A 23,646-nucleotide genomic window follows, 5' to 3' on the forward strand; every position below is an offset into this window, starting at 1 on the left:
ACACGGTCAACAGCGCCTCGTCCTACGGCACAGTGGTCGGGACGTCACCGTCGGGCCAGACCGTGCCAGGCTCGATCATCACCATTCAGATCAGCAACGGCATCCCGCCACCACCGCCGCCACCGCCCGAGGGTGCGATTCCCGGACTGCCTCCGGTTGCCGGCTCGACGGTGGTCGAGATCCCCGGCTTGCCGCCGATCACTGTCCCGATACTGGGGCCGCCGCCACCGGCGGCGCCACCGCCTCCGTAAAGCACGCACTTGGCAGTAGGCTGCGTTGCATGCCCGCCGCTTCGACCCTGAAGAAAACCGCTGCTGTGGCCGCCGGCTCACTTGTCGCCGGCATCGGCTACGCGTCGATCATCGAGCGGAATGCGTTCGTGACGCGCGAGATCACCATGCCGGTGCTGACCCCAGGGTCGACGCCGCTGCGGGTGCTTCACATCAGCGACATCCACATGCGCCCGAACCAAAAACGCAAGCAGGCCTGGCTGCGAGAGCTGGCCAGCCTGCAGCCGGATCTGGTGGTCAACACGGGCGACAACCTTGCTCACCCGAAAGCGGTGCCCGCCGTCGTGCAGACGCTGGGCGATTTGCTTTCGGTCCCCGGCATTTTCGTGTTCGGCAGCAACGACTACTTCGCGCCGCGACTGAAGAACCCGGCCCACTACCTGACCCAGCCGTCGCATCGCTCGTTTGGCCGGCCACTGCCCTGGCAGGACCTACGGGCCGCATTCACCGAGCGCGGCTGGCTCGACATGACCCACACCCGCCGCGATGTCGAGGTGGCCGGGCTGCGGATCGCCGCGGCAGGCGTCGATGACCCGCACCTCAAGCGGGACCGGTACGAGACCATCGCGGGACGGGCCGACCCGACCGCCAATCTGCGGCTGGGCCTGACGCACTCGCCTGAGCCCCGCGTGCTGGACCGGTTCGCCACCGACGGCTACCAGCTGGTGATGGCCGGCCACACCCACGGCGGCCAGCTCTGTCTGCCCTTCTACGGCGCGATCGTCACCAACTGCGACCTCGACCGGTCGCGGGCCAAAGGGGCGTCGCGCTGGGGTGCCAATACGGCGCTGCACGTCTCGGCGGGCATCGGCACGTCGCCGTTCGCCCCGGTTCGATTCTGCTGCAGGCCCGAGGCCACGCTGTTGACCCTGGTGGCGGCGCCGACCGGCGGGCGTGACGCCGACACGCGGGTGGGGCAATCCCACCCGACTGCCTCGGTCCGGTGACCGACGCGCCCTCGAGCGCGACTCGAAGCCAACCACGCGAGTGGGTGGACAATGCTGTTCGGCTGATCGAGGCCGACTCCCGGCGCAGCGCCGATACCCATCTGCTGCGCTATCCCCTTCCGTCGGCCTGGTGTGACGGCGTCGACGTCGCGCTGTACCTGAAGGATGAATCGACCCACATCACCGGCAGCCTCAAGCATCGACTGGCGCGGTCGCTGTTCCTCTACGCGTTGTGCAACGGATGGATCGGCGAGCACACCACCGTCATCGAGGCGTCATCGGGATCGACGGCGGTGTCCGAGGCCTATTTCGCCGCGCTGCTGGGTCTGCCGTTCATTGCGGTGATGCCCTCGACGACGAGCGCGTCGAAGATCGCCTTGATCGAATCACAGGGTGGCCGTTGCCATTTCGTCGCGGAGTCCTCTCAGATGTACGCCGAGGCAGAACGGTTGGCCGAGGAGACCGGCGGGCACTACCTGGACCAGTTCACCAACGCCGAACGGGCTACCGACTGGCGCGGCAACAACAACATCGCCGAGTCGATCTACGTGCAGATGGGCCAGGAGGCACATCCGATTCCGGAATGGGTCGTGGTGGGCGCAGGCACCGGCGGAACGAGCGCGACCATCGGCCGCTACATCCGCTACCGCCGCTACGCCACCCGGTTGTGTGTCGTCGACCCAGAGAACTCGGCGTTCTTTCCGTCGTATGCGCAGTGTCGCGACGACGTCGTCACCGGAGTGTCGTCGCGAATCGAGGGAATCGGCCGACCGCGCGTCGAACCGTCGTTCCTACCCGACGTGGTCGACCGCATGCTGACGGTTCCCGACAAGGCCTCGATCGCCGCCTCACGTCACGTCAGCGCGGTGCTCGGCCGCCGGGTCGGCCCGTCGACGGGAACCAATCTGTGGGGGGCGTTCTATCTGCTGGCCGAAATGGTCGCCGAGGGGCGCAGTGGGTCTGTGGTCACGCTGATCGCCGACAGTGGCGATCGCTACGCCGACACCTATTTCAGCGACGAGTGGCTGGACAACGCCGGGCTTGACCCCTCGGCAGCCGCCGGAGTGCTCGTGGAGTTCGAGCGATCGGGCCGCTGGCCGTGACCCTCGGACTCGCGGGTGAGGGGACCGTCGGACGTGAGGAACAACCACAGCGCGGCCAGGGCGAAGAAACCGATGTAGATGGAAGCTCCCAATCCAGTCATTTCGCGCCTCGTTTCGACCTTCACACAGCTACTTGCCGTCATTGTGCATAACGACTCCGACAATCAAGATCCATCCCGCGGCGTGGCGTGACCTGGGTCGCTAAATCGTGTGACTTTCCGCGCATCTGCCCCCGGTTGTCGATTTGGCGGCACACCTGACCGGTGCGATACGCTGTCGTGGCTTCACGCGGGGTGTGGCGCAGCTTGGTAGCGTGCTTCGTTCGGGACGAAGAGGTCGTGGGTTCGAATCCCGCCACCCCGACAAGGTGAGTGCAGCGCTGAAAGCCCTAATCGGATCAACCGGTAAGGGCTTTCTCGGCGCTAGCCGGCGGTGTCAGCCGATCTCGGTGCGAAGTCCATCGTGTCGCTGCTGAAGGGTGCTGCTGATCGCGGTGAACAAGTCAGCGGCGTCAACATCGGAGGCGACGCGGAGTTTGACCGTGATCGCGTCATCACCTTTGTCCACCACGATGCTCCCACCGGGCTGCAACGGGTAGCTGTTGGCGCCTCCGGTGACGACGACACTCTGAGCTTGCGACAACTTGTAGCCATGCTCATCGCGCAGCCGCTCCTCAAGCGCCGTGACGATCTCTTCTTCGAGCTCCGTGACGTCGACTGTCGTGGGGGTCTCTACCTTGAGTGCGGTCACCAATCCAGGCTACCCACGATCGCGAACGCATCAGTCGCGTCGCTTACCGACAGCAGTTCGGGTCGAGAACCGTGCAGAGCGCCACCAAGGACTCCCGTCGGGGACGGTGATAGACGTTCATGCCTCGCCGTTCCGACTCGACGAGCCCCGCACGTCGCAGCTGCGACAGGTGGTGGCTGACGGTTGATTCGCCCAACCCGACCGCCGAGGCCAGATCGCAGCTACACAGCTCGCCCTCTTCGGAACTGAACAGAAGTGACACGAGTTTGACGCGCACCGGATCGGCTAACGCCTTGAGCCGCAAGGCAATTTCCAGCGCTGCGTCATCGTCCACCGGGCCGGCCGCCACGGGCGTGCAGCACACCGGGGCGGACATATCGACAGAAGGCAACGTCTTCGGCATGGTTCGATTCTGCCACACCTTATTGACATATATCGAAGAGGTGGCATGATCGGACACGCCCACATAATTCGACATAAGTCGCAGAGGTTGGAGTCGTCATGTCCCGCGCACAACTTGCCCTCAACGTCGATGATCTCGATGAGGCCATCACCTTCTACTCCACGCTGTTCAACACGACGCCCGCAAAGGTCAAACCGGGCTACGCGAATTTCGCCGTCGCCGAGCCGCCACTGAAGCTCGTGCTCATCGAGAACCCCGGTCACGGTGGCACGCTCAACCATCTCGGTGTCGAGGTCGAAAGTAGCGAAGCCGTGCATGCCGAGATTGCGCGGCTGTCCGGCGAAGGCATGTTCACCGACGAAGAGATCGGAAGCACCTGCTGCTTCGCCAAGCAAGACAAGGTGTGGGTCACCGGACCGGCAGGCGAGCGGTGGGAGGTCTACACCGTATTGGCGGACTCGGACACATTCGGTACGACCGAGCCGACTGGTTCTTCCTGTTGCTGACGACCGCCCGCGTCCGCCCGGTGCCCTTACCCCGACGGCTGCTGGCCGAGGCGACCGGAACCGGTCTGCTCGTCGCTGTGGTCGTCGGCTCAGGCATCGCGGCTCAGCAGCTCTCGCCGGGCGATGTCGGGTTGCAACTCCTCGAGAACTCCACCGCCACCGCGTTCGGCCTGGCCGCGCTCATCCTGCTGTGTGGCCCAGTGTCCGGCGCGCACTTCAATCCTGTTGTGTCGGCGGCAGACTGGCTGCTGGGGCGACGAACCGGGACCGGCATCAGCGCCCGGCACGCGGCCTCCTACACCGTCGCTCAGACGCTCGGGGGCATCATCGGTGCGGTCTTGGCCAACGTCATGTTCGACAGGCAACTCGTCGAGATCGCCACCAGGAACCGGATCACCTCCGGTCACCTGGTCGGTGAGGTCGTCGCCACCGCAGGGCTGATCGCGCTCATCTTCGCCCTGGCGCGAAGTGGCCGGGCGGCACTGTCGGCCGCCGCAGTCGCTGCATACATCGGTGCCGCGTACTGGTTCACCAGCTCCACGTCCTTCGCCAACCCGGCCGTCACCGTCGGCCGAATGTTCTCGGACAGTTTCGTCGGAATCGCACCCGGATCGACGCCCGGCTTCATCGCCGCGCAGATCCTCGGCGCGCTCATCGGGGTGGGGCTGGTCGTGGCGCTGTACCCCGGCGAAACAATGCGCCCCAAGCCCGTCGTACTGTTCCTGTGCACGCACAATGCGGGCCGCTCCCAGATGGCCCTCGGATACTTCAACCACCTCGCAGGCGGCCAGGCCGTCGCCCTGTCAGGAGGTTCACAACCCGCCGGCGAGATCAACCCGTCTGCCGTGCAGGCGATGGCCGAGGTCGGTATCGACATCTCTCGCGAGTTCCCGAAACCCTGGACAGACGAGACGGTCCTGGCCGCAGACGTCGTCGTGACCATGGGTTGTGACGATTCGTGTCGGTTCTTTCCTGGCAAGCGCTACGAGGAATGGGACTTGCCCGACCCCGCCGGGCAATCTGTTGATTCGGTGCGCCCGATCCGCGATGAGATCGAACGCCGGGTGCGGGTCCTTCTGGTCGAACTCGGCGTGCCCTGTCCGCCAGCGGCCGGGTGACTACAGAAATTGACGCCCTCGTGGCGAATCGGCAGCCATCCGGTGTCGAGCTGGGTGTCCTTATCTGCGCAAAGGTCGTCGAGCCGCATAAATAGCTGGTTATCTGCGTGAAGCACTGATAGTCATCTACGATTAGCAAGTCGATTTCCATGTAGGACTCGAGCGCGAACTGCTCATACAGCAATCGCCCGACCGGACAGGGGTGCGCGCGGTGTTTCCCGACATCAAGCGGGCGTTGCGGCTGGCCGGGATGCGGCCGATGCCACGGTGGTCTGCGCGCGCAACCGTGGATTTAGCCGACAAACGGATCTTGCTGACCGGTGCCTCTTCGGGAATCGGAGCGGTAGCCGCACAAAAGTTGGCCGCCGAAGGCGCAACGGTCATCTGCGTGGCGCGTCGCCGGGACCTCTTGGCAGGCGTCGTCAACCGCATCACCGCAGCGGGCGGAAACGCCACCTTCATCGTGGCCGACCTCACCGATCTCGACCAGGTCGACGAGGTGGCGCAGGCCGCCGGGCCCGTCGACATCCTGATCAACAATGCGGCACGGTCGATTCGCAGGCCGCTTGCTGACTCACTGGCACGCTGGCATGACATCGAACGGGTCATGCAGCTGAACTATTACGCCCCGCTCCGGCTCATTCGCGGCGTGGCACCAGGCATGATCGAGCGCCGCGATGGACACATCATCAACGTCGCTACCTGGCGTGTGCTACCAGAGTCGTCCCCAATGTTCGCCGCCTACAACGCATCCAAGGCGGCGTTGAGCGCCGTCAGTCGCGTCATCGACACCGAGTGGGGCAACCGGGGCGTGCACTCGACGACGGTGTATTACCCATTGGTGGCGACGCCGATGATTGCGCCCACCCACGCCTACAAGGGTGTGGCAGCCCTCACCGCGGATGAAGCCGCCGACTGGATGGTGACCGCGGCAAAGACACGGCCGATCCGTATCGCGCCGCGCAAGGCGCTGGCGCTTCGGGCCCTCGATGTCCTCGCCCCTCGCAAGCTCAACGGCGTACTCGAACGCGAGACGAACCGCATGAATGCCCGCGCGGCGCAGGCCGCCGAGCACGCACCGGTAGCCAGCATCTGATGATCAGATCCGCAGTCAGCGCAATGCTGGCCCTCATGGTCGTCTTGACCGGATGCCAGAGCCCCCAGCAGACACCGGGAAGACAGGAATATCCCTTGGGTCCGGTGACGATGACAGCAGGAGCCAGCCCCGGCGGCGGATTCGACATCACGATCCGCTCGGTCGTCGAAACCCTGGAGAAAGAACAAATCGTCAAAGTGCCACTGCCGGTTCAGAACCGGCCAGGTGGCAGCGGTGCCGACTTTCTGGCGACCATGGTGGAGCAGTACAAGGGCGCCGACGACCAAATCTCTGTCACGTCCCTGGCCATGATGGTGAACCAACTGCGCGGCAAGTCGAAGTACGGATACGACGACGTCACCATGATCGCCCGCCTGATGACGGAGTACTTCGTTGTCGTCACCGCGCCCGGTGTCCCGTACACGAACCTCGGAGACGTGATGGCGGCGATCAAGGCCGACCCTGCCCGCGTCAAAGTCGCTGCGGCACAAGACGACGAGGCTCCATTCGACCTGCTCGTTTCTGCGGCGGGCGGCGACCCGTCAACCATCAGCTACGCCCCCGTGGAGGGCGGTGGTGACCAGAGGGCGGCGCTTCTCGACGGCGACGTCAGCGTCGCAATCGGTGGAGTCAGCGAGTTCATCGATGCGGTGAAGTCGAGAGAACTCAAGGCGCTCGGTGTACTGGCCGAGAATCGTCTGCCCGGCCTTGACGTTCCGACGGCCAGAGAGCAGGGACTCGACGTCACCCTTGCGAACTGGCGAGGCATCTACGGGCCGCCCGACATGCCGCAGGTCGCCGTCGCGTACTGGCAGAAGGCACTCGACGAGATGGTGAATACGTCCACCTGGAAGCAGATCGCGGAGCGACGCCAGTTCACCACCACCTTCATGATCGGCGATGAGTTCGCGACCTTCCTGGTCAAGACCCAGGCGGATGTGAAGGCTGCACTGGAACAGGCGGCCGAGTGAGCGACGGAGTGGCCACAAGCGCCGAGGTGGGTCACCGACCCGAAAACCTCGGGCTGGCAGCATCTCTCACCACTGCGGCATTCTTCTGCGTTGCACTGGTGGGCACTTTGGCGAAGGTGTCGAGCCAGTACACCTCGACCGGGGTGCTGCTGCTGTCCCAGAACGTGATCTGCTTGCTGTTCATGCTCCCGGTCGCGCTGCGAGGCGGCTGGTCATCGCTACGTACCGGCAGGATCGGCCTTCACATTCTGCGCGCGACGATGGGGACTGCGTGCTGGTACGCCCTCTTCTTCGCGATCACGCAGATTCCGCTGTCCAACGCGACGCTGCTGACCTACAGCGCGCCGCTGTGGATGCCGCTCATCGCCTGGGTCGTCAGCCGCGAACGGGTGTCAAGGCTGACCTGGCTCGGCGCAGGCATCGGCTTCGCCGGGGTGATCCTGGTCCTTCAACCGCAGGGCCGCATGTTCAGCATCGGCGAGCTGTCGGCGCTTGCGGGCGCTGCATTCCTTGCCGTCGCGATGATGTCGGTCCGCTGGCTCGGGGCGACCGAACCGACGACTCGAGTGCTCTTCTACTACTTCCTGCTCTCGACGGTGATGTCGGTCCCCATCGCGCTTCTCGACTGGCGCCCGGTCACGTCGCACGCCTGGGGCTGGTTGCTCGCGCTCGGTTCGGCACAGATGTTCTCGCAGGCCTTCATCGTGGTGGCGTACCGCTACGCCTCGGCGGAGAAGGTCGGGCCCTTCATCTACTCCGTCATCGTGTTCACCGCAGTGATCGACTGGATCGTCTGGGGCCACGCGCCGACGCCGGCCTCGTATCTCGGCATGGCGCTGGTGATCGGAGGGGGACTGGTGGCTATTCGTGCCAAACGCAGTGCGCCGGCGGGTGCAGAAGTGGGAGATCGAGCATGAGTCAGTGGTTGGTGACCAATCTTCCGTCCTGGTTGCTCCTGCTGGGAGTCATCACCGTCGTTGCGGGCGGCGCAGTCCTCATACAAAGAATCGTGCGCAGCAGGTTCACCAACCTCAAGGGTGAGGAGCACAACGACGTCATCCGCTTTGCATTCGGGGTCATCGGCTTCGTGTTCGCGTTCTTCGTCGGCTTCGTCGTATCGGCGATGTGGGGACAGATCGGCGATGCCGACGGTAGGGCCAGGAGCGAAGGAGCGGCAGCTGTGCAGCTCGTCAGGGACGCCTCCTCGTTCGAGCAGGCTGACAATGACCGAATCCGGAAGGCTCTGCTCGAATACGAGCAGGCCGCATTGGTCGAGTGGAGCGAGGCCGCGGACGGCAATTTGTACCCCGCGGCCGACGACGCGTTATCCCGTCTCTATTCGGCATACGACGACGTCCAAGCGCGGACCGACACACAGAAGACGCTGCTCAGCGCCTCTTTCAGCAGCCTCGACACTCTCAGCCAGGCCCGCACGCAGCGGGTACTGCAAGCGCGCACAGACGTCGGACCCCCCTGGTCACTGTGGGCCGTAATCTGGCTCACCAGCAGCCTGCTCATCGGGTGCGCCATCATTTACGGCGTCGAGAAGCCCGCCACCCACTACACGATGGTTGCAATTCTGGGCGTGTTGGTGGCCACCAACATTTTCCTCGTTCTGGAACTCTCACACCCGTTCATCGGCGAGATCGGCACGTCGTCGGAGCCGCTGCAGCAGGTAGTCCGGCTATTGACATGATCGAGATGGCAATTCTCTGGTTTGACCCTCACCGACGATGGGCATCAAAAGCCACGTGACGCTGGCATCGCCCAAGCTCGAACCCGCCCTGCCCGCTGCGGCGGGCCCCCTGTCGTCGACCGTTCTCGACCTGCTGGCCTGCCGTCCGCCACAACGGACGTTCAGCCCTAGCGCACTGCCGGTCGGGGAGGCGGACCCGTACGGGCTCGATCTGCACTTGGCGCTGTATGTCTGCTACGAGATGCACTACCGGGGCTTTGCGGGTGTCGACCCACGCTGGGAGTGGAACCCCGCGCTGCTGGCGCTGCGTTCCCAACTCGAAGACGTCTTCCTGGGAGCGGTCCAGCTCGAGGTCGGCGACATCGCCGCCGACGAGCACGCCGACGCCGAGATGGATGCCCTCTGTGTCGAGCCTGTCGACGGCACAGGCCCGTCGTACTACCTGCGCAACGAGGGCACCTGGGAACAGATGCAGGAATACTTCGTGCACCGCTCGCTCTACCACCTGAAGGAAGGCGATCCGCACGCCTGGGTCATCCCCCGGTTGTCCGGCCAGGCGAAGGCGTCGTTCGTCGCCATCGAATTCGACGAATACGGCGGCGGGCACGGCGACAGGGTTCATCAGCAACTGTTCGCCGACCTGATGGCCGCCGCGGGGCTGGATGAGTCGTACCTCGGATACCTCGACGCCGTCCCCGGCGAATCCCTTGCCGTGGTGAACCTGATGTCGATGTTCGGCTTGCACCGGGACCTTCGCGGTGCTGCCATCGGGCATTTCGCGTCGACCGAGATCACCTCCCCGCCAGGCTCACGCCGGCTCGTCGAAGCGCTGCGGCGGATGGACGCACCGGAAGCATGCGTCCACTTCTACGCCGAGCACGTCGAGGCCGACGCCGTCCACGAGCAGGTGGTGCGCGTCGACGTGGTCGGTGATCTGGTGGCTGCCGAACCGCAGCTCGATCGCGATGTGGTATTCGGAATCAGGGCGAGGGACTTCGTCGAGGAGCGGCTCGCCGCTCACATGATGCGGTGCTGGGCCGAGGGCCGGTCTTCGCTACGCAGGCCGCTGAGCTGACGGTTCGTCGCTTCGCTGACGCCTGCGGTGGCTGGTGTCGCACAGTGGATAGTTCTTCGAACGCCGACACGCGCAGATCGCCACCATGAAGCGGTCGGACTCCACGACACTTCCGTCGGGCATTTCGATACGCACCGGTCCCTGAACCATCACCGGCCCGAACGGCACCACCCGCACGACGCGGGCCTCATCGCTCATGATCGCTCATGCCTTGTCAGCTCTGATCACGACCAGTTCCTCTTCTCGCCTGCCGGGCTCGAGCCTGCCGGTGTCCTCGAGCCACTGCGCCCGCGCCGACAAGACCGGACCGAACGGGATCCATTGATAGGCAAGGATTTCGACATCGAGGCCGGTGCTGGCGAGCGCCGCCAGTGTCTGCCGGGGTACTGCGAACTCGGACTGCACCAGCAGCATCGTGCCGCCGTCAGCGAGGAGGTCCCGCACCGATGCACACAGCGGGTCGAGCACGAGCCTGCCGTCATAGCCGGCATCCCAGGCTCGAGCCGGTCCGATATGCGGCGGCACGTCAGGTTCATCGACGCTCGGGTCGTGCGGAACGTAAGGCGGATTGCAGACCACCAGATCGTAGGGGCCGAACTCCGCGGCTCTCGCCCACGAGCCAAGGTGCACGCCGACCTCGGCGCCGGCTTTCGAGACCTGTTGGCGGGCGAAGTGCGCCGCGCGCGGGCAGATGTCGAAGGCGGTGACCTCGGATGCGCCCTGTTGGGCTGCGGCGATCGCGATCACGCCACTGCCCGTACACAGGTCGGCGACCCGACGCCCTAGCGCCAGGCCGGTTTTGTCCATGACGTCGATCAGCAGTTGGGAGTCTTCCTGCGGCGCGTAGACGCCCTCGGCGACGACTGGTTCATCCCAGTCGTTGTAGGCAGTGGTCAACGTCGACCCTCCGGGTGTGTGTGGACAAATCGGACTTATAAATGCCCGATATCGACGCTGTTAAACCGGGGTTCACAGGTTTGCTCCGCGAACCGCCGGGCAAACAGAGCGCGTGGGAATCTTCGAGATCGCCGCCCTGCCCGTTCGGATGGGCGCCGCAGTGCGCAACCGCAGGCTGTTCCACCCCGACGGTGTCCTCGCCCGCGGCACGATCACGCGGATAGCACCCCCCTCCGAGGGGCTGCCGATGACATCCGGTGACGTCGTCGGTCGGGTGTCGAAGGGTGTGGGCTTGCCGGGTGCGCTTCCGGATATCGCGGGTCTGGCGTGGCGTATGCCCCCGACATCGCAGGCCGCGCCACCGTGGGACGTGCTGTTGGCCTCGACTTTTCGCCAGCGCCTGCTCTTGGCGCCGGTGAGTAACTGGTCGGCTGCCACCTTTTCGAGCCTGATGCCACTGGCACATGGAGGCGGCCGATGGTGGGTGCAGGCACGATTGGCGACCCACATCGGCCAGGTCGGCCTGTCGTTGGAAACGGTCCGCGACCGAATTGCCACCAACGGTATGGAATTCGACATCGAGCAGGCCGCAGGCACAGGCGGGTTCCGGCCGCTCGCCCGGCTGACACTGCACACCCTCGCAGCCGATGTCGGCGATCTGGCGTTCGACCCGACGGTGCACAGCCACCCGGACGTCGCGTTGTCGCCCGGATGGCTGACCGGCTTCCGGCAGGCCGCCTACCGACGCAGTCGCGAGGGGCGCGACGCCGAGTGAGTCAGGCCGTCGGCTCGCCGCCGCCCTCGGCGACATCGGGCGTGTTCTCCCGCGTCGCCATGCCACCTTCGTGCCCTTCGTCCTTCGGGCCGGGCCTGCCGCCCTTGGGCTCGTCGGCGCTTTCGTCGTCGTAGATTCCCTGTCCGCGCGTCATCTCAACCTCCTTCTACCGCGACGCCGTGCGCAGCTTGTCCAGCAGCGGTTCGGCCGCCTCTTTGAAAAACAGCTCCTGAGAGTCGCCGCCGACCTGAACCAAGGCGATGTCGGTGAAGCCTGCCTCCCAGTACTTGCTGACCGCATCGACGATCGCGTCCAGATCCGGACCGCACGGGATGGAATCGGCGACGTCCTCGGGTTTGACGAACTGCGTCGCTCCGTCGAACCCGGCGGTGGTCGGCAGGTCGGCGTTGACCGTCCATCCGCCTGCGAACCAACGGAATTGATCGTGCGCACGGGCTATCGCCGCATCGCGGTCGGGATCCCAGCAGACCGGAATCTGGCCGATCACCCTGACGTCACCCGGCAGCCCGGTCGCCCTGCGCGCCTCGTGCCAGGAGTCCACCAGATCCTTGTTCGGTTCGACGGCGATCAGGTGGTCGGCCAGCGGAGCGAACGTCTCGACCGAGCGGTCGCCTGACACCGCCGCCGCGATCGGAACGCCGGTGTCCGGAACGTCCCAGAGGCGGGCCGAGTCGACCTCGAAGTATTCGCCCTTCCAGTCGACCAGTTCCCCGGTGAACAGCTCGCGCATGATCTGAATCGCTTCTTTGAGCATCTGCTGTCGGCGGTTCACGGTGGGCCAGCCTTTGCCGACGACATGCTCGTTGAGGTTTTCACCGCTGCCGACGCCGAGGGTGAACCTACCGTCGGCCAAGATCTGCAGGGTGGCCGCCTTCTGCGCGACGACGGCGGGGTGGTAGCGGATCGTCGGGCAGGTGACGTAGGTGAACAACTCGACCCGCTCGGTGGCGTGCGCGACGGCGCCGAGGACCGACCACGCGTACGGAGCGTGGCCCTGAGACGAGAGCCACGGGAAGTAGTGGTCGCTCGATACTTCGAAGTCGAAGCCGATACGCTCCGCCGAAACGGCGTAGTCGACAAGCTCTTTGGGTCCGCTCTGTTCGGTCATCAGGGTGTAGCCAAAACGTGTCATGACGTTTGGTTACCCGGGTGCCTTATGGCGAAACGGCTACAGCCGGGCCTTCACGGCGGCCGAGAGCCGAGCCCCGTCCGCCTTACCCGCGGCGATCGCCGTCGCGGCCTTCATCACTTGGCCCATCTGCTTCATACCTGGCGCTTCGCCGTTCTCCTCGGAAACCGCGGCGATTGCCGTTTCGACCACGTCGACCAGTTCCGCCTCGGTCAGCGGCGTCGGCAGATACTCGTCGATGACCCTGGCCTCTGCGTGCTCGTTGGCCGCCAGCTCGCCGCGTCCGTTCTGTGTGTAGATCTCCGCCGACTCGCCACGCTTCTTCGATTCCCGTGCCAGCACCTTGAGCACGTCGTCGTCGGACAGATCACGCGACTGCTTACCGGACGTCTCCTCCGCCTGGATCGCCGACAGCAGCATCCGCAGTGTCGCGGTGCGCAGCTTGTCCTGCGACTTCATCGCGCTGGTGAGATCCGCCCGCAGCCGATTCTTCAGTTCCGCCATGTCATGAGACGTTACCGCCGGGAGCCGGCTCAGCCGGCAACCCATGGCCGAGAGGACCAGGTGCGCACATCCTCTGCGGACCAATGCCCGCTACCACCGGCCCACGTTGTCAATCATCTCGGTGATCGACAGGATGGTGCCCATGAGCAACCCTGGCTACGGGTCGTCCGGCTACCCGCCGCCCGGGTATCAGGGTTATCCGCCGCCCGGATATCAGCCCTACCCACCGCCCGGCTACCAGGGTTACCCGCCGCCGGGCTATCCGCCGCCCGGTTACGGTCCGCTTTACCCGTTGCCGCCCACAATCAAGCCGGGCGTCATCCCGCTTCGGCCGCTGACCCTGACCGACATCCTCAATGGCGCGTTCTCCTATATCCGGACCAACCCCAAGGCGACGCTCGGGCTGACGACGGTCGTGGTGGTGGTCGCCCAGTTGATCGGGCTGGTCCTGCAGATCGGTCCGTTGGCCGCGATGGGCGAACTCGGCGTGCTGCGCGGAGAAGAAGCGTCAACCGGTGCGCTGCTGGGGTCGTCCGCATCCGGCATCGCCAGCACCATCACCACGCTGCTGTCGTCGATCGTGCTCAGCGGCATGCTCACGGTCATCGTAGGGCGGGCGGTGTTCGGCGCAGGCATCACGATCGGCGAGGCTTGGCAGCGCGTCCGTGCGCGACTGCTGCCCCTGTTCGGCTACATGATGTTGTGGCTTCTTGCGGTCGCCGTTCCCGTATTAATCGTGGTGTTCGTCATCGCCATCGTTGTTCAGTTCAGCGGTGCCGTGGCGTTCGTCCTGGCTCTTCCCCTCGGCCTCGGGTTGATCGCCCTGCTTGTCTCTTTGTGGACGGTGCTCAGTTTCGCTCCGCCGCTGATCGTGCTGGAACGCCTCGGCGTCTTTCCGTCGATCACGCGTTCCATCAGGCTGGTCAAAAGCGACTTCTGGCGCGTGCTCGGGATCCGGCTGCTGGCCACCCTTGTCGCCGGGGTCGTCGCGGGAGCGGTGTCCATACCGTTCAGCCTCACCGGCCAACTCATGCTGATGGGTTCGGAATCCACCACGACGACCCTGATCGCACTCGTGCTCGTCGCCGTCGGTGGTGCCGTCGGCCAGATCATCACTGCGCCGTTCAGCGCGGGCGCGGTGGTGCTCCTGTACACCGATCGGCGAATTCGGGCAGAGGCGTTCGACCTGGTGCTGCAGACCGGGGCGGCAATCGCGGCACCAGGTGCGGCGCCGGACTCGACCGACCACCTGTGGTTCACCCGGCAGCCCTGACATGCCCGCGATCGACATCGACCGAGACACCGCCCACGAGGCAGCCCAGCGTGAACTCGCAAAACCCATCTACCCCAAGGCGTCTCTGACCGAACGCTTGTCAGGGTGGCTCGAGGACCTGCTCTATCGCATCGCACAGGAGGGTTCGCGGCTGCCCGGCGGCTGGTTCACCGTCACCCTTCTGCTCATCATGGTGGCCATCGCGATCGTGGTCGCTGTGCGAATCGCGCGTCGCACCATGCGCACCAACAGAGGCGGTGAGCACTCACTGTTCGACTCGCAAGAGTTGACTGCCGCAACACACCGCGCTACCGCCGAACATTATGCGGCGGAGGGCAATTGGGCCGTCGCGATTCGCCATCGTCTTAGAGCCATCGCACGACAACTCGAGGAAGACGGCGTGCTGCACCCCGTACCGGGCAGAACGGCGACCGAGCTTGCAATGGATGCAGGAGCGGCCCTTCCGGTGCTTTGCCCCGAACTGACACAAGCCGCAAGCGCTTTCAACGACGTCACCTATGGCGCGCGGCCAGGCACCGAACCTGCCTACCGGATGATCGCCGACCTCGACCGCCGGCTGCGGTCCGCCGGTGCGACGACGGCGGCCCGGTCAGCGATGCCTTCCCCCACAGACACCTGGACGGCCGTTCGATGACGGACGTCGACTCCGCTATCGCACCCACGGTGCGGCAGCGCTGGCGGGCGGCCCGCTGGGTGATCTCGGCATTGGTACTCATCACAGCTGTCGCCGCGTTGACCACATCTCTGACGGCCGCACGGCCGGGCGGCCGGATGGACCCTGCCGCAACATCTCCCGAGGGCGCTCACGCGCTGATCGCACTGCTGCGCGACCACGGTGTCGACGTGGTGGTGGCAGACGACATCGGTGCGGTCGAACGGGCGGCACAACCGGACACCCTCGTCATCACCGTGCAGACGAACCACCTCGTCGACGACGACGTGCTGCGGCGGCTGGCAGCGCTACCCGGCGACCGGCTCGTCGTCGAGCCGATCTCGCGGACGAGAGACGTTCTCGCGCCCGATGTTCGCCGCGATTCAGCCGGCACCGCCGGTGGCTCTCCGGACTGCGACATGCGGGAGGCCACCGCCGCCGGGGATGTCCAGTTCGGTGCGAGCGATACATTCGAGGCGACCGGCGATGTGGCCGTGACGCGGTGCTACGGCGGCGCGGTTGCCCGTTACATCGACTCGGGCCGCACCGTGACAGTGGTCGGCAGCTCGGACTTCATGGCCAACTCGGGACTGCTGAAACGAGGCAACGCGGCGCTGGCGATGAACCTGGCAGGCGCCAAGCCACGGGTTCTCTGGTACGCGCCCCAACACAGTGAGGGCGAATCATCCGGCGGTGCAACGATCTTCGACCTCATCCCCGATCGCGTGACGTGGGTTGTCGTGCAGCTGTGCCTGGTCGTACTGCTGGTCGCACTGTGGAAGGGCCGCCGAATCGGCCCACTGGTGGCCGAGCGACTGCCGGTCGTGGTGCGCGCATCGGAGACCGTGGAGGGCCGCGCTCGGCTCTACCGGTCGCATCGTGCGGGTGACCGCGCCGCCGACGCGCTGCGCACCGCGACACTGCAGCGCCTCCTGCCCCGCCTAGGGCTCGGACCCACCGCCGCCCCCCCGGCGATCGTCGCTGCCGTCGCCGATCGAATCGGCTGGGAGGCGGAGTTCGTCCGGCATACTCTGTTCGGCCCGGCGCCTGCCACCGACACCGACCTGTTGAACCTCTCCCACGCTCTCGACAACATCGAAAGGCAGGTCGCACAGTCGTGACTCAGCCAGCAGCAGCCGCCACGGCGACATCGGACAGCGCACGGAATGCGTTGTTGATCCTGCGGAACGAGATCGCGAAGGTGGTCGTCGGGCAGGACGCAGTCGTCAGCGGACTGGTGATCGCCCTGCTGTGTCGCGGTCATGTGCTGCTCGAGGGTGTGCCGGGCGTGGCCAAGACACTGCTCGTGCGCACGCTCGCCGCGGCACTGCAGTTGGAGTTCAAACGAGTTCAGTTCACCCCGGACCTGATGCCGGGCGACGTGACCGGCTCGCTGGTCTATGACGCGCGCACCGCCGAGTTCGAATTCCACGCGGGCCCGGTCTTCACCAACCTGCTGCTGGCCGACGAGATCAACCGCACCCCGCCGAAGACCCAGGCCGCGCTGCTGGAGGCGATGGAGGAGCGACAGGTCAGCGTCGAGGGCGAGCCGCGTCCGCTGCCCGATCCCTTCATCGTCGCGGCGACGCAGAACCCCATCGAGTACGAGGGCACCTACCAACTTCCCGAGGCGCAGCTGGACCGGTTCCTGCTCAAGCTCAATGTGCCGTTGCCACCGCGCGACCAGGAGATCGCGATCCTGGACCGGCACGCCCGCGGCTTCGACCCGCGTGACCTGTCCGCGGTGCAAGCAGTGGCGGGTCCCGCCGAACTGGCCGCAGGGCGGGCGGCGGTGCGCGGGGTGCTGGTGGCCGACGAGGTTCTCGGATACATTGTCGATATCGCCGGTGCCACAAGGAATTCGCCGTCCCTTCAGCTGGGCGTTTCACCGCGCGGCGCGACCGCACTGCTGGCGACCGCGCGGTCCTGGGCCTGGCTGTCGGGGCGCAACTACGTGACACCCGACGACGTCAAAGCCATGGCACGCCCGACGCTGCGGCACCGGATCGCACTTCGACCGGAGGCCGAGCTGGAGGGTGCGCACCCTGACGGTGTGCTCGACGGCATCCTTGCTGCCGTTCCGGTGCCGCGGTAGTGGTGCTCACCGGCCGTACCGGGCTGGTGGCGTTGATATGCGTGTTGCCGATCGCGCTCTCACCCTGGCCCGCAACGGCATTCATGGCGCTGCTGGTTATTCTGGTCATTGCGATCGCGGTTGATGTCGCGGCGGCGGGCGGCACCCGCCGGCTCAGGTTCGTCAGGTCCGGGGAAACCGCCGCACGACTGGGTCAGCCGGTCGCCGCCGGGCTGACGATCTACAACGTCGGCCGCAGGCGGTTCCACGGTGAGGTCCGCGACGCCTGGCCGCCGAGCGGACGCGCCGAGCCGCGCACCCACCCGCTGGACGTGGCCGCCGGACAACAGGTGCGCGTGCAGACCTGGCTGCGGCCGGTGCGCCGCGGGGATCAGCAGTCCGCGTTGGTCACGGCCCGCTCGATCGGTCCGCTCGGCCTTGCAGGCAGGCAGGGCTCGCACCGGGTGCCGTGGGAGATACGGATCCTTCCGCCGTTTCTGTCCCGCAAGCACCTGCCGTCGCGACTGGCAAAGCTGCGGGAGCTGGAGGGCATGGTGCCGGTGCTCATTCGGGGACAGGGCACCGAATTCGACTCTCTGCGTGAATATGTCATCGGCGATGACGTCCGGTCCATCGACTGGCGTGCCACCGCGCGCCGCGCCGACGTCGTGGTGCGCACCTGGCGGCCGGAGCGCGATCGCCGTGTGGTCATCGTCTTGGACACGGGCCGCACATCGGCGGGCCGGGTTGGCGTCGATCCCACCAGAGCCGATCCCGGCGGCTGGCCCCGGCTGGACTGGTCGATGGATGCCGCGCTGTTGTTGGCGGCCTTGGCATCCCGGGCCGGTGATCACGTCGACTTCCTCGCCCACGACCGGGTCAGCAGGGCCAGCGTGTTCAACGCATCGCGGACCGAACTCCTCGCGCAGATCGTCAATGCGATGGCTCCGCTGGAACCGGCATTGGTGGAATCAGACGCCACGGCGATGGTGTCCGCCGTGCAGCGTCGGGTGCGTCGACGCGCGCTGGTGGTGCTGATGACCGACCTGAACGCCTCGTCGCTCGACGAGGGCCTGATGACGGTGTTGCCGCAACTGTCCGCCAAGCACCAGGTGTTGCTGGCCGCGGTCGCCGACCCTCGAATCGACCGGCTCGCGGCCGGCCGGGACGACCCCGCACAGGTCTACGACGCCGCTGCTGCAGAGCGCGCGCGCAACGACCGGCGGTTGATCGCGTCGCGGCTTCGTCGCCATGGCGTCGACGTCGTCGATGCGGCGCCGGAGGAATTGGCACCCGCGCTGGCCGACCACTATCTGGCGATGAAGGCCAGCGGTCGGCTGTAAGCCGCTCCGTCAGCCTGTCGGCACGACGTCCGGTGCGTCGCCGATATCGCCGGTCTCGTTGGCCGCGATGGCTTTTCGGCCGAAATGAATGACGTAGGCGAGGAAGCCGGCCTCGGCGAGAACGCCGATCCCGATCCGGACGAATGTCGGCAGCGGTGACGGCGTGACAAGAGCTTCGATCAGCCCGGCGACCAATAGGACTACAACCAGTCCGACCGCGACGGACATCACCGCCCTGCCCCGTTCTGCCAGCACCTGCAGGCGTGGCCGATTACCCGGTGAGATCACCGACCAGCCCAGTTGCATGCCCACCGCGCCCGCCAGGAACACCGCGGTCAACTCGATCAAGCCGTGCGGGGCGAGGAGCCCGAGCATGATGTCGCCCTTGCCCGCGTTGAACATCAAGCCGCCGATCACGCCGAGGTTGGCAGCGTTCTGAAACAGCAGATACGGGATCGGGATGCCGAGCAGCAACGCGAACGCGATGCACCGGGCGGCCACCCAGGCGTTGTTGGTCCACACCTCCAGCGCGAACGAGCCCGCCGGGTGTTCGCTGTAGTAATCGGCGAAGTCGTGGTTCACCAATTGGTCTATCTCACTGGGGGTTCCGACGGTGGCCTGCACTTCCGGATTGCCCGCCACCCACAGGGCGACGATGACGACGACGACGAAGAAGGCCAGCGCCGTGGTGGCCCACCACCGCCAGCAGCGGTAGGCGACGACCGGAAACGACACGGTCCAGAACCGCACGAACTCGCTCCACAGCGGTGCATGGGAACTGGTGACCGCCGACCGGGCCCTGGCAACGAGCGACGACAACCGACCGACCAGCACCGAGTCGCCGGATGCGGTGCGGACCATCGACAAGTGCGTCGACACCCGCTGGTAGAGGTCGACGAGTTCGTCGACCTCCGCGCCGGTCAACCGTCGACGCCGCTTGACGAGCTCCTCGAGCCGCTTCCACGTCGGCCGATGGGCGAGCACGAACGCATCGACATCCACCTGAAGAATCCTAGTAGCGTGGACTTTCATGGTCGGGCAGGCAGAACAGGTGGTGACCGGCGACGCCGTGGTGCTCGACGTTGCTATCGCCCAACTCCCCGTCCGGGCACTGTCGGCGCTGATCGACATCGCGGTGATCTTCGTCGGCTACGTCGCCGGCGTGATGTTGTGGGCCTCGACCCTCGGCGACTTGGACCCCGCCTTGTCCGGCGCGGTGCTGGTCATCTTCACCGTGTTGACCATCGTCGGCTATCCCCTGATATTCGAAAGCGCGACGAGGGGCAGGACGCTGGGCAAGATGGTGCTCGGTCTGCGGGTGGTATCCGACGACGGCGGTCCTGAGCGCTTCCGGCAGGCGCTTTTTCGGGCACTCGCGTCGGTGATCGAGATCTGGACGTTCTTCGGCGGGCCCGCGGTGATCTGCAGCCTGCTGTCTTCGAAGGGCAAACGTATCGGGGACGTGTTCGCAGGCACCGTCGTGATCAGCGAACGGGGGCCGAAGCTTCCACCGCCCCCGGTGATGCCGCCGTCGCTGGCGTGGTGGGCGTCGTCGCTGCAACTGTCGGGGCTGGGCCCCGAGCAGGCCGAGCTGGCCCGCCAATTCCTTTCTCGCGCATCACAGTTGGATCCCCAGATTCGCGAACAGATGGCTCATCGCATCGCTGTTGAGGTGGTCGCGCGGGTTTCCCCGCCACCGCCTCCCGGCGTGCCACCGCAGTACGTGCTCGCCGCAGTGCTGGCGGAGCGGCACCGGCGGGAGTTGGACCGGTTGCGGCCCGCACCCGTGCAGACGCGACCACCACCGCCGTGGGGTGCTCCTGCGCAGTGGACACCACCGGCACAGGCATGGTCGCCGGTGCAGTCACCGCCTGTCGCAGCGCCACCCGACGCAGGCGGCTTCGCCCCGCCGGGGTGAGCGGGTCAGCGATACCGCGCGCCGATCAGCATCAGCACGGGCGCCACGATGGCGGTGACGGTGCGTGCGTGATTCCACGCCGTCCATGTCGTGAGGTACGCCTGCCATTCGCGTGCGGCGTCAGCGGCGTCAGCGAGGGACAGTCCCGCAGGGTAGACGGTGTCGAGATGGTTGTTCAGCGGCACGTTGAACGCCATCGTGATCACGGCGCCGAGCACGCCGAAGATCGCCCCCGCCAACAGCCATCCGCTCCCGGGTTGGCGAATCTGGACGACGGCCACCACCCCGACGGCCGCAGCGAGCAGCGCCGCTCCGAGGTAGGCAAGCAGGAAGGGCGCGTTGGCGTTCGCTTCGACGTTGATCCCGCGCATCGCGGTGATTGCATTGACCGGACCCGTGCGGTCCAGCCCTCGCATCACGAAGGTGGAGAAGACGTACATCATCCCCGCGGCGGCCGCGCTGGCGATCGCGGCGACGGAGGCGAGGGCGACGGCTGGTGTCATGTTCATGACAAGGAGTCAACTGTCAGCGATGCAGACGATCCATCGCTGAGGATCCCGATCACATACGCGTGCGTCTACACGGTGCCGACAGACTGATAGAGCTTGACCGATACCGCCGTCAGCCATCCCCATGTCAGGACGACGGCCGCGGTGAACGACAGAATTGCGACTGCGCCGCCCGCGCCGGACGCCATGAAGACGAAGGTGGCTGCGAACAGGCCGCCGGTTATCCGGGAAAACCACGCCCAGCCGGCCTCGCCGTTTCGGTTGAACCACGATGCGACGACGAAGCACGCCGCGACGAGGCAGGCGAATCCGGCACCCGCGACGGCCAGGTGCACCAGCCCGTGCCATGACGGCTGGCCCATGCCTGCAGGTGTCCCCGGTGGAAAACCGTCGGACGGGTCCGCGCGGAAGATGCCGGCTGCCATCAAGCCGACGCCGAATGCACCGATCAAGCCCGCAGCCCACCGGGACGAGGGCGCTCGGCCGAGGGCGCGGCGGATGCCGACCGCGCCTGCGATCGTCATGGCCCCGGTGATCAGGAACGTCGCAGTCTGGACCCAGCCGAAGTCGCCGTTGGCAAGTTGGCTGGCGGCGTGCCGCGTCGGGTCGAAGCCGTCTCTGGTCGCCTCCTGCGCGGCCACGGCAACGACGTAGACGGGCCCCGCGATGACGCCATATCCGAGCAGCGACTTGGTGATGCGGTCGGCCAACGGCGGGCATGTCGTCGCGGATGTCATGGTAACCCTTTCGCAGCGGAACGGAACTAGACCGTTCAGTACTGTAAGGCGGCTAGACTAGACTGTCCAGTACTAAGCGCAGGCGAAGGGTTCGTTTCGACGATGACGGAGACGACGCTGCCCGGGCGGTCAGCGCGCAAGCGCCAGACGATTCTGACGGCAGGCCAACAGCTGTTCTTGAGCAACGGCTACCAGGGCACGAGCATGGACCAGGTGGCGGCGACGGCGGCGGTATCCAAGCAGACCGTGTACAAGCACTTCGGCGAGAAGCGTGAACTGCTGTTCGCGATCGTCACCGATGCGTTGGACAGCGCAGCCGGTTCCGTTCGTGAGCACATCCTCGCGCTGGCGGACAGCACGGATCTCGACGCAGATCTGACGACTCTCGCCGGCGACTATCTCCGTGTGGTGATGCAGGAACCCGTCGTCCAGCTGCGGCGTCTGGTGATCGGTGAGGCAAACCGGCTCCCCGAGCTCGCGCGGCTCTACTACGAGCATGCACCGTTACGCACACTGGGTCTGCTGGCCGACGCGATCACGGCCCTGCACGACCGCGGCCTCCTGAACGCCCCCGAACCCTCGCTCGCCGCAGAACATTTCGCATTTCTGATCGTGGGCAGGCCGATCGACCAAGCTCTGTTCGACGGCGCGCCAGCCGTTCTGGCCCGCGTCGATGTCGACTCGTACGCACGAGCAGGGGTCGATGTGTTTCTGGCCGCGTACCGGTCGCGTTAGGCTTCCGGCGTCCGGACGCGAGGAGGACCACGAGAATGGACGCCGTCGTCGGACTGCTGGACGGAGTGCGGGCCCGCGGCGCGTTCGTGCTTCGGATGGTGCTGGACCCGCCGTGGTCGATGCGCATCCAGGACGACGCACCGCTGACCCTGATCTGCCAGACAACGGGCAGAGCGGCCATCGTCGGCGACAGCACCGGGACGGTGTGGCTCGAGGCCGGAGACGTCGCGCTCACCCGGGGCACCGAGCACTACCTCTTCGCCGACGACCCGAGCACGCCGCCCACCATCGTCATCCATCCTGGCAACCGCTGCACGACGCGCTCGGGTGACGACCTGAAGTTCGAGATGTCGCTGGGGGTGCGCACGTGGGGCACCAGCGCAGGCGGGGCGGACCGGTCGATCGTCTGTGCGTACGAAGGTCACAGTGAGGTCAGTTCCCGATTGCTCGACGCACTGCCGACCGTGTTGGTGTTGCGGGCACACGAATGGGATACCCCGCTGGTCGATCTGTTAGCCGCCGAAGCGGGCCACGACGGTTCGGGCCAGGAGGCCTACCTCGACAGGCTGCTCGACCTGCTTCTGATCTCAGTGCTGCGCACGTGGTTCGACCGCGCGGAGAACGCGCCGGCGTGGTGGCACGCCGAACAGGATCCGGTGGTCGGGCAGGCCCTGCGGTTGATCTACAACAACCCGGCGCATCCCTGGACCGTTGCCAATCTTGCCGCGGCCGTTGGGTCTTCGCGTGCCGCGTTCGCGCGCCGGTTCACCGAACTGGTCGGCGAGCCGCCGATAGCGTTTGTTACGAGTTGGCGGCTGGCGCAGGCAGCCGACCTGCTGCGGTCGAGTCAGTCGACGATCGCCGCCGTCGCCAAGCAGGTCGGCTACAGCACACCGTTCGCGTTGAGCAGTGCATTCAAGCGCGCGTACGGCGTAAGCCCGAACACACACCGGGCCACGGCCGCATACCCCGCTTGAGCTAGGCGCCGATCCAGTTCCCGTGGAACTGCCTCCGGCACGGTTAGCAACGTTGACTGTTATTAAGATATTAAGTCAATGCAGCGCAGGTGTGTTGACTGTGTTGGTAGCGAATGAGCGTTCGCG

General features: G+C 66.1%; 28 protein-coding genes, 1 tRNA gene and 1 pseudogene. 20 read left to right on the forward strand and 10 right to left on the reverse strand.

Annotation, left to right across the window (positions count from 1 at the left end; genetic code table 11):
• The 4 genes and pseudogenes from QOJ24_RS22285 to QOJ24_RS22300 form a co-directional block, all read left to right on the forward strand.
• A pseudogene (locus QOJ24_RS22285) lies at nt 1–251 on the forward strand (hypothetical protein); the annotation flags it as partial.
• 29 nt (nt 252–280) lie between these two features.
• Complete coding sequence (locus QOJ24_RS22290) at nt 281–1,237, forward strand: metallophosphoesterase (protein ID WP_526265220.1); 957 nt, start codon at nt 281–283, stop codon at nt 1,235–1,237.
• Nucleotides 1,234–2,340, forward strand: a complete 1,107-nt coding sequence (gene cds1, locus QOJ24_RS22295; protein ID WP_526265222.1) for an L-cysteine desulfhydrase Cds1 — start codon at nt 1,234–1,236, stop codon at nt 2,338–2,340. Before QOJ24_RS22290 ends, cds1 begins: the two co-directional genes overlap by 4 nt.
• A gap of 289 nt (nt 2,341–2,629) precedes the next feature.
• Nucleotides 2,630–2,703, forward strand: a tRNA-Pro gene (locus QOJ24_RS22300).
• Nucleotides 2,704–2,775: 72 nt separating this feature from the next.
• On the opposite strand, the gene QOJ24_RS22305 is transcribed toward QOJ24_RS22300, so the two are convergent.
• Both QOJ24_RS22305 and QOJ24_RS22310 read right to left on the reverse strand, forming a co-directional pair.
• Nucleotides 2,776–3,090 (reverse strand): hypothetical protein, encoded by a 315-nt coding sequence (locus QOJ24_RS22305; RefSeq protein ID WP_526265224.1) that lies wholly within the window; start codon nt 3,088–3,090, stop codon nt 2,776–2,778.
• Between the two features lie 43 nt (nt 3,091–3,133).
• Complete coding sequence (locus QOJ24_RS22310; RefSeq protein ID WP_526265226.1) at nt 3,134–3,493, reverse strand: Rv2640c family ArsR-like transcriptional regulator; 360 nt, start codon at nt 3,491–3,493, stop codon at nt 3,134–3,136.
• 98 nt (nt 3,494–3,591) lie between these two features.
• On the opposite strand from QOJ24_RS22310, the gene QOJ24_RS22315 reads away from it, so the two are divergent.
• The 7 genes from QOJ24_RS22315 to QOJ24_RS22345 all read left to right on the forward strand — a co-directional run bounded on the left by QOJ24_RS22315 (nt 3,592) and on the right by QOJ24_RS22345 (nt 9,955).
• Nucleotides 3,592–3,999: an ArsI/CadI family heavy metal resistance metalloenzyme gene (locus QOJ24_RS22315; RefSeq protein WP_526265228.1), complete on the forward strand. Its 408-nt coding sequence runs from the start codon at nt 3,592–3,594 to the stop codon at nt 3,997–3,999.
• A 20-nt stretch (nt 4,000–4,019) separates the two neighbouring features.
• Nucleotides 4,020–5,117, forward strand: a complete 1,098-nt coding sequence (locus tag QOJ24_RS22320) for an aquaporin (RefSeq protein WP_526265230.1) — start codon at nt 4,020–4,022, stop codon at nt 5,115–5,117.
• Nucleotides 5,118–5,328: 211 nt separating this feature from the next.
• The gene (locus tag QOJ24_RS22325; RefSeq protein ID WP_526265270.1) at nt 5,329–6,213 is read left to right on the forward strand and encodes an SDR family oxidoreductase; all 885 of its coding nucleotides are present in this window, start codon (nt 5,329–5,331) and stop codon (nt 6,211–6,213) included.
• Nucleotides 6,213–7,184: a tripartite tricarboxylate transporter substrate binding protein gene (locus QOJ24_RS22330; protein WP_526265232.1), complete on the forward strand. Its 972-nt coding sequence runs from the start codon at nt 6,213–6,215 to the stop codon at nt 7,182–7,184. Before QOJ24_RS22325 ends, QOJ24_RS22330 begins: the two co-directional genes overlap by 1 nt.
• Nucleotides 7,181–8,101: an EamA family transporter gene (locus QOJ24_RS22335; protein WP_526265234.1), complete on the forward strand. Its 921-nt coding sequence runs from the start codon at nt 7,181–7,183 to the stop codon at nt 8,099–8,101. Before QOJ24_RS22330 ends, QOJ24_RS22335 begins: the two co-directional genes overlap by 4 nt.
• A complete protein-coding gene (locus QOJ24_RS22340; RefSeq protein ID WP_526265236.1) occupies nt 8,098–8,880 on the forward strand; it encodes a bestrophin-like domain in 783 nt (260 codons plus the stop codon). The genes QOJ24_RS22335 and QOJ24_RS22340 overlap by 4 nt, the downstream gene beginning before the upstream one ends.
• Before the next feature lie 55 nt (nt 8,881–8,935).
• Nucleotides 8,936–9,955, forward strand: a complete 1,020-nt coding sequence (locus tag QOJ24_RS22345) for an iron-containing redox enzyme family protein (RefSeq protein ID WP_526265272.1) — start codon at nt 8,936–8,938, stop codon at nt 9,953–9,955.
• Here the strand turns inward: QOJ24_RS22345 and QOJ24_RS22350 are convergent.
• Together QOJ24_RS22350 and QOJ24_RS22355 are read right to left on the reverse strand one after the other, a co-directional pair.
• Nucleotides 9,935–10,153, reverse strand: coding sequence for a CDGSH iron-sulfur domain-containing protein (locus QOJ24_RS22350; protein WP_526265238.1), 219 nt, complete (start codon nt 10,151–10,153; stop codon nt 9,935–9,937). The two genes, QOJ24_RS22345 and QOJ24_RS22350, sit on opposite strands and share 21 nt — an antisense overlap.
• A 6-nt stretch (nt 10,154–10,159) precedes the next feature.
• Entirely contained in the window at nt 10,160–10,852 is a 693-nt protein-coding gene (locus QOJ24_RS22355) for a methyltransferase (protein WP_526265240.1), read from the reverse strand.
• A 112-nt stretch (nt 10,853–10,964) separates the two neighbouring features.
• Here QOJ24_RS22355 and QOJ24_RS22360 point away from each other — a divergent pair, with 112 nt between their 5' ends.
• Nucleotides 10,965–11,627 carry a phosphodiesterase gene (locus QOJ24_RS22360; RefSeq protein WP_526265242.1) on the forward strand — a complete coding sequence of 221 codons (663 nt, stop codon included), beginning with the start codon at nt 10,965–10,967 and terminating at the stop codon, nt 11,625–11,627.
• Between the two features lies 1 nt (nt 11,628).
• On the opposite strand, the gene QOJ24_RS22365 is transcribed toward QOJ24_RS22360, so the two are convergent.
• From QOJ24_RS22365 to QOJ24_RS22375, 3 genes are read right to left on the reverse strand one after another with little or no spacing between them, the layout of a single operon-like run.
• Nucleotides 11,629–11,781 carry a hypothetical protein gene (locus QOJ24_RS22365; RefSeq protein WP_526265244.1) on the reverse strand — a complete coding sequence of 51 codons (153 nt, stop codon included), beginning with the start codon at nt 11,779–11,781 and terminating at the stop codon, nt 11,629–11,631.
• 12 nt (nt 11,782–11,793) lie between these two features.
• Complete coding sequence (locus QOJ24_RS22370; RefSeq protein WP_526265246.1) at nt 11,794–12,780, reverse strand: LLM class F420-dependent oxidoreductase; 987 nt, start codon at nt 12,778–12,780, stop codon at nt 11,794–11,796.
• A 36-nt stretch (nt 12,781–12,816) separates the two neighbouring features.
• Complete coding sequence (locus tag QOJ24_RS22375; RefSeq protein WP_526265248.1) at nt 12,817–13,281, reverse strand: GatB/YqeY domain-containing protein; 465 nt, start codon at nt 13,279–13,281, stop codon at nt 12,817–12,819.
• Nucleotides 13,282–13,414: 133 nt separating this feature from the next.
• Here QOJ24_RS22375 and QOJ24_RS22380 point away from each other — a divergent pair, with 133 nt between their 5' ends.
• Genes QOJ24_RS22380 through QOJ24_RS22400 form a run of 5 tightly spaced genes read left to right on the forward strand, consistent with a single transcriptional unit; the run spans nt 13,415 to nt 18,644 of the window.
• Complete coding sequence (locus QOJ24_RS22380; protein ID WP_526265273.1) at nt 13,415–14,554, forward strand: DUF7847 domain-containing protein; 1,140 nt, start codon at nt 13,415–13,417, stop codon at nt 14,552–14,554.
• Nucleotide 14,555: 1 nt separating this feature from the next.
• Entirely contained in the window at nt 14,556–15,209 is a 654-nt protein-coding gene (locus QOJ24_RS22385) for a DUF4129 domain-containing protein (protein ID WP_526265250.1), read from the forward strand.
• On the forward strand, nt 15,206–16,348 hold the full coding sequence (locus QOJ24_RS22390) for a DUF4350 domain-containing protein (RefSeq protein ID WP_526265252.1): 1,143 nt from the start codon (nt 15,206–15,208) through the stop codon (nt 16,346–16,348). Before QOJ24_RS22385 ends, QOJ24_RS22390 begins: the two co-directional genes overlap by 4 nt.
• The gene (locus tag QOJ24_RS22395; protein WP_526265254.1) at nt 16,345–17,322 is read left to right on the forward strand and encodes an AAA family ATPase; all 978 of its coding nucleotides are present in this window, start codon (nt 16,345–16,347) and stop codon (nt 17,320–17,322) included. The genes QOJ24_RS22390 and QOJ24_RS22395 overlap by 4 nt, the downstream gene beginning before the upstream one ends.
• Nucleotides 17,322–18,644: a DUF58 domain-containing protein gene (locus QOJ24_RS22400; RefSeq protein ID WP_526265256.1), complete on the forward strand. Its 1,323-nt coding sequence runs from the start codon at nt 17,322–17,324 to the stop codon at nt 18,642–18,644. Before QOJ24_RS22395 ends, QOJ24_RS22400 begins: the two co-directional genes overlap by 1 nt.
• Before the next feature lie 9 nt (nt 18,645–18,653).
• Here QOJ24_RS22400 and QOJ24_RS22405 read toward each other — a convergent pair whose 3' ends face one another.
• A complete protein-coding gene (locus QOJ24_RS22405; RefSeq protein WP_526265258.1) occupies nt 18,654–19,646 on the reverse strand; it encodes a stage II sporulation protein M in 993 nt (330 codons plus the stop codon).
• Between the two features lie 28 nt (nt 19,647–19,674).
• On the opposite strand from QOJ24_RS22405, the gene QOJ24_RS22410 reads away from it, so the two are divergent.
• Nucleotides 19,675–20,562: an RDD family protein gene (locus tag QOJ24_RS22410; RefSeq protein ID WP_526265260.1), complete on the forward strand. Its 888-nt coding sequence runs from the start codon at nt 19,675–19,677 to the stop codon at nt 20,560–20,562.
• Between the two features lie 5 nt (nt 20,563–20,567).
• Here QOJ24_RS22410 and QOJ24_RS22415 read toward each other — a convergent pair whose 3' ends face one another.
• Nucleotides 20,568–21,071, reverse strand: coding sequence for an anthrone oxygenase family protein (locus tag QOJ24_RS22415; protein WP_526265262.1), 504 nt, complete (start codon nt 21,069–21,071; stop codon nt 20,568–20,570).
• A gap of 68 nt (nt 21,072–21,139) precedes the next feature.
• The gene (locus tag QOJ24_RS22420; protein ID WP_526265264.1) at nt 21,140–21,808 is read right to left on the reverse strand and encodes a DUF998 domain-containing protein; all 669 of its coding nucleotides are present in this window, start codon (nt 21,806–21,808) and stop codon (nt 21,140–21,142) included.
• A 102-nt stretch (nt 21,809–21,910) separates the two neighbouring features.
• Here QOJ24_RS22420 and QOJ24_RS22425 point away from each other — a divergent pair, with 102 nt between their 5' ends.
• Together QOJ24_RS22425 and QOJ24_RS22430 are read left to right on the forward strand one after the other, a co-directional pair.
• Entirely contained in the window at nt 21,911–22,543 is a 633-nt protein-coding gene (locus QOJ24_RS22425; RefSeq protein ID WP_526265266.1) for a TetR/AcrR family transcriptional regulator, read from the forward strand.
• A 35-nt stretch (nt 22,544–22,578) separates the two neighbouring features.
• The gene (locus QOJ24_RS22430) at nt 22,579–23,520 is read left to right on the forward strand and encodes a helix-turn-helix transcriptional regulator (protein ID WP_526265268.1); all 942 of its coding nucleotides are present in this window, start codon (nt 22,579–22,581) and stop codon (nt 23,518–23,520) included.
• Nucleotides 23,521–23,646: the final 126 nt, after the last annotated feature.

Origin of the sequence: Mycobacterium sp. (genome assembly GCF_032159775.1) — a bacterium.
In the GTDB taxonomy this organism is placed as follows: domain Bacteria; phylum Actinomycetota; class Actinomycetes; order Mycobacteriales; family Mycobacteriaceae; genus Mycobacterium.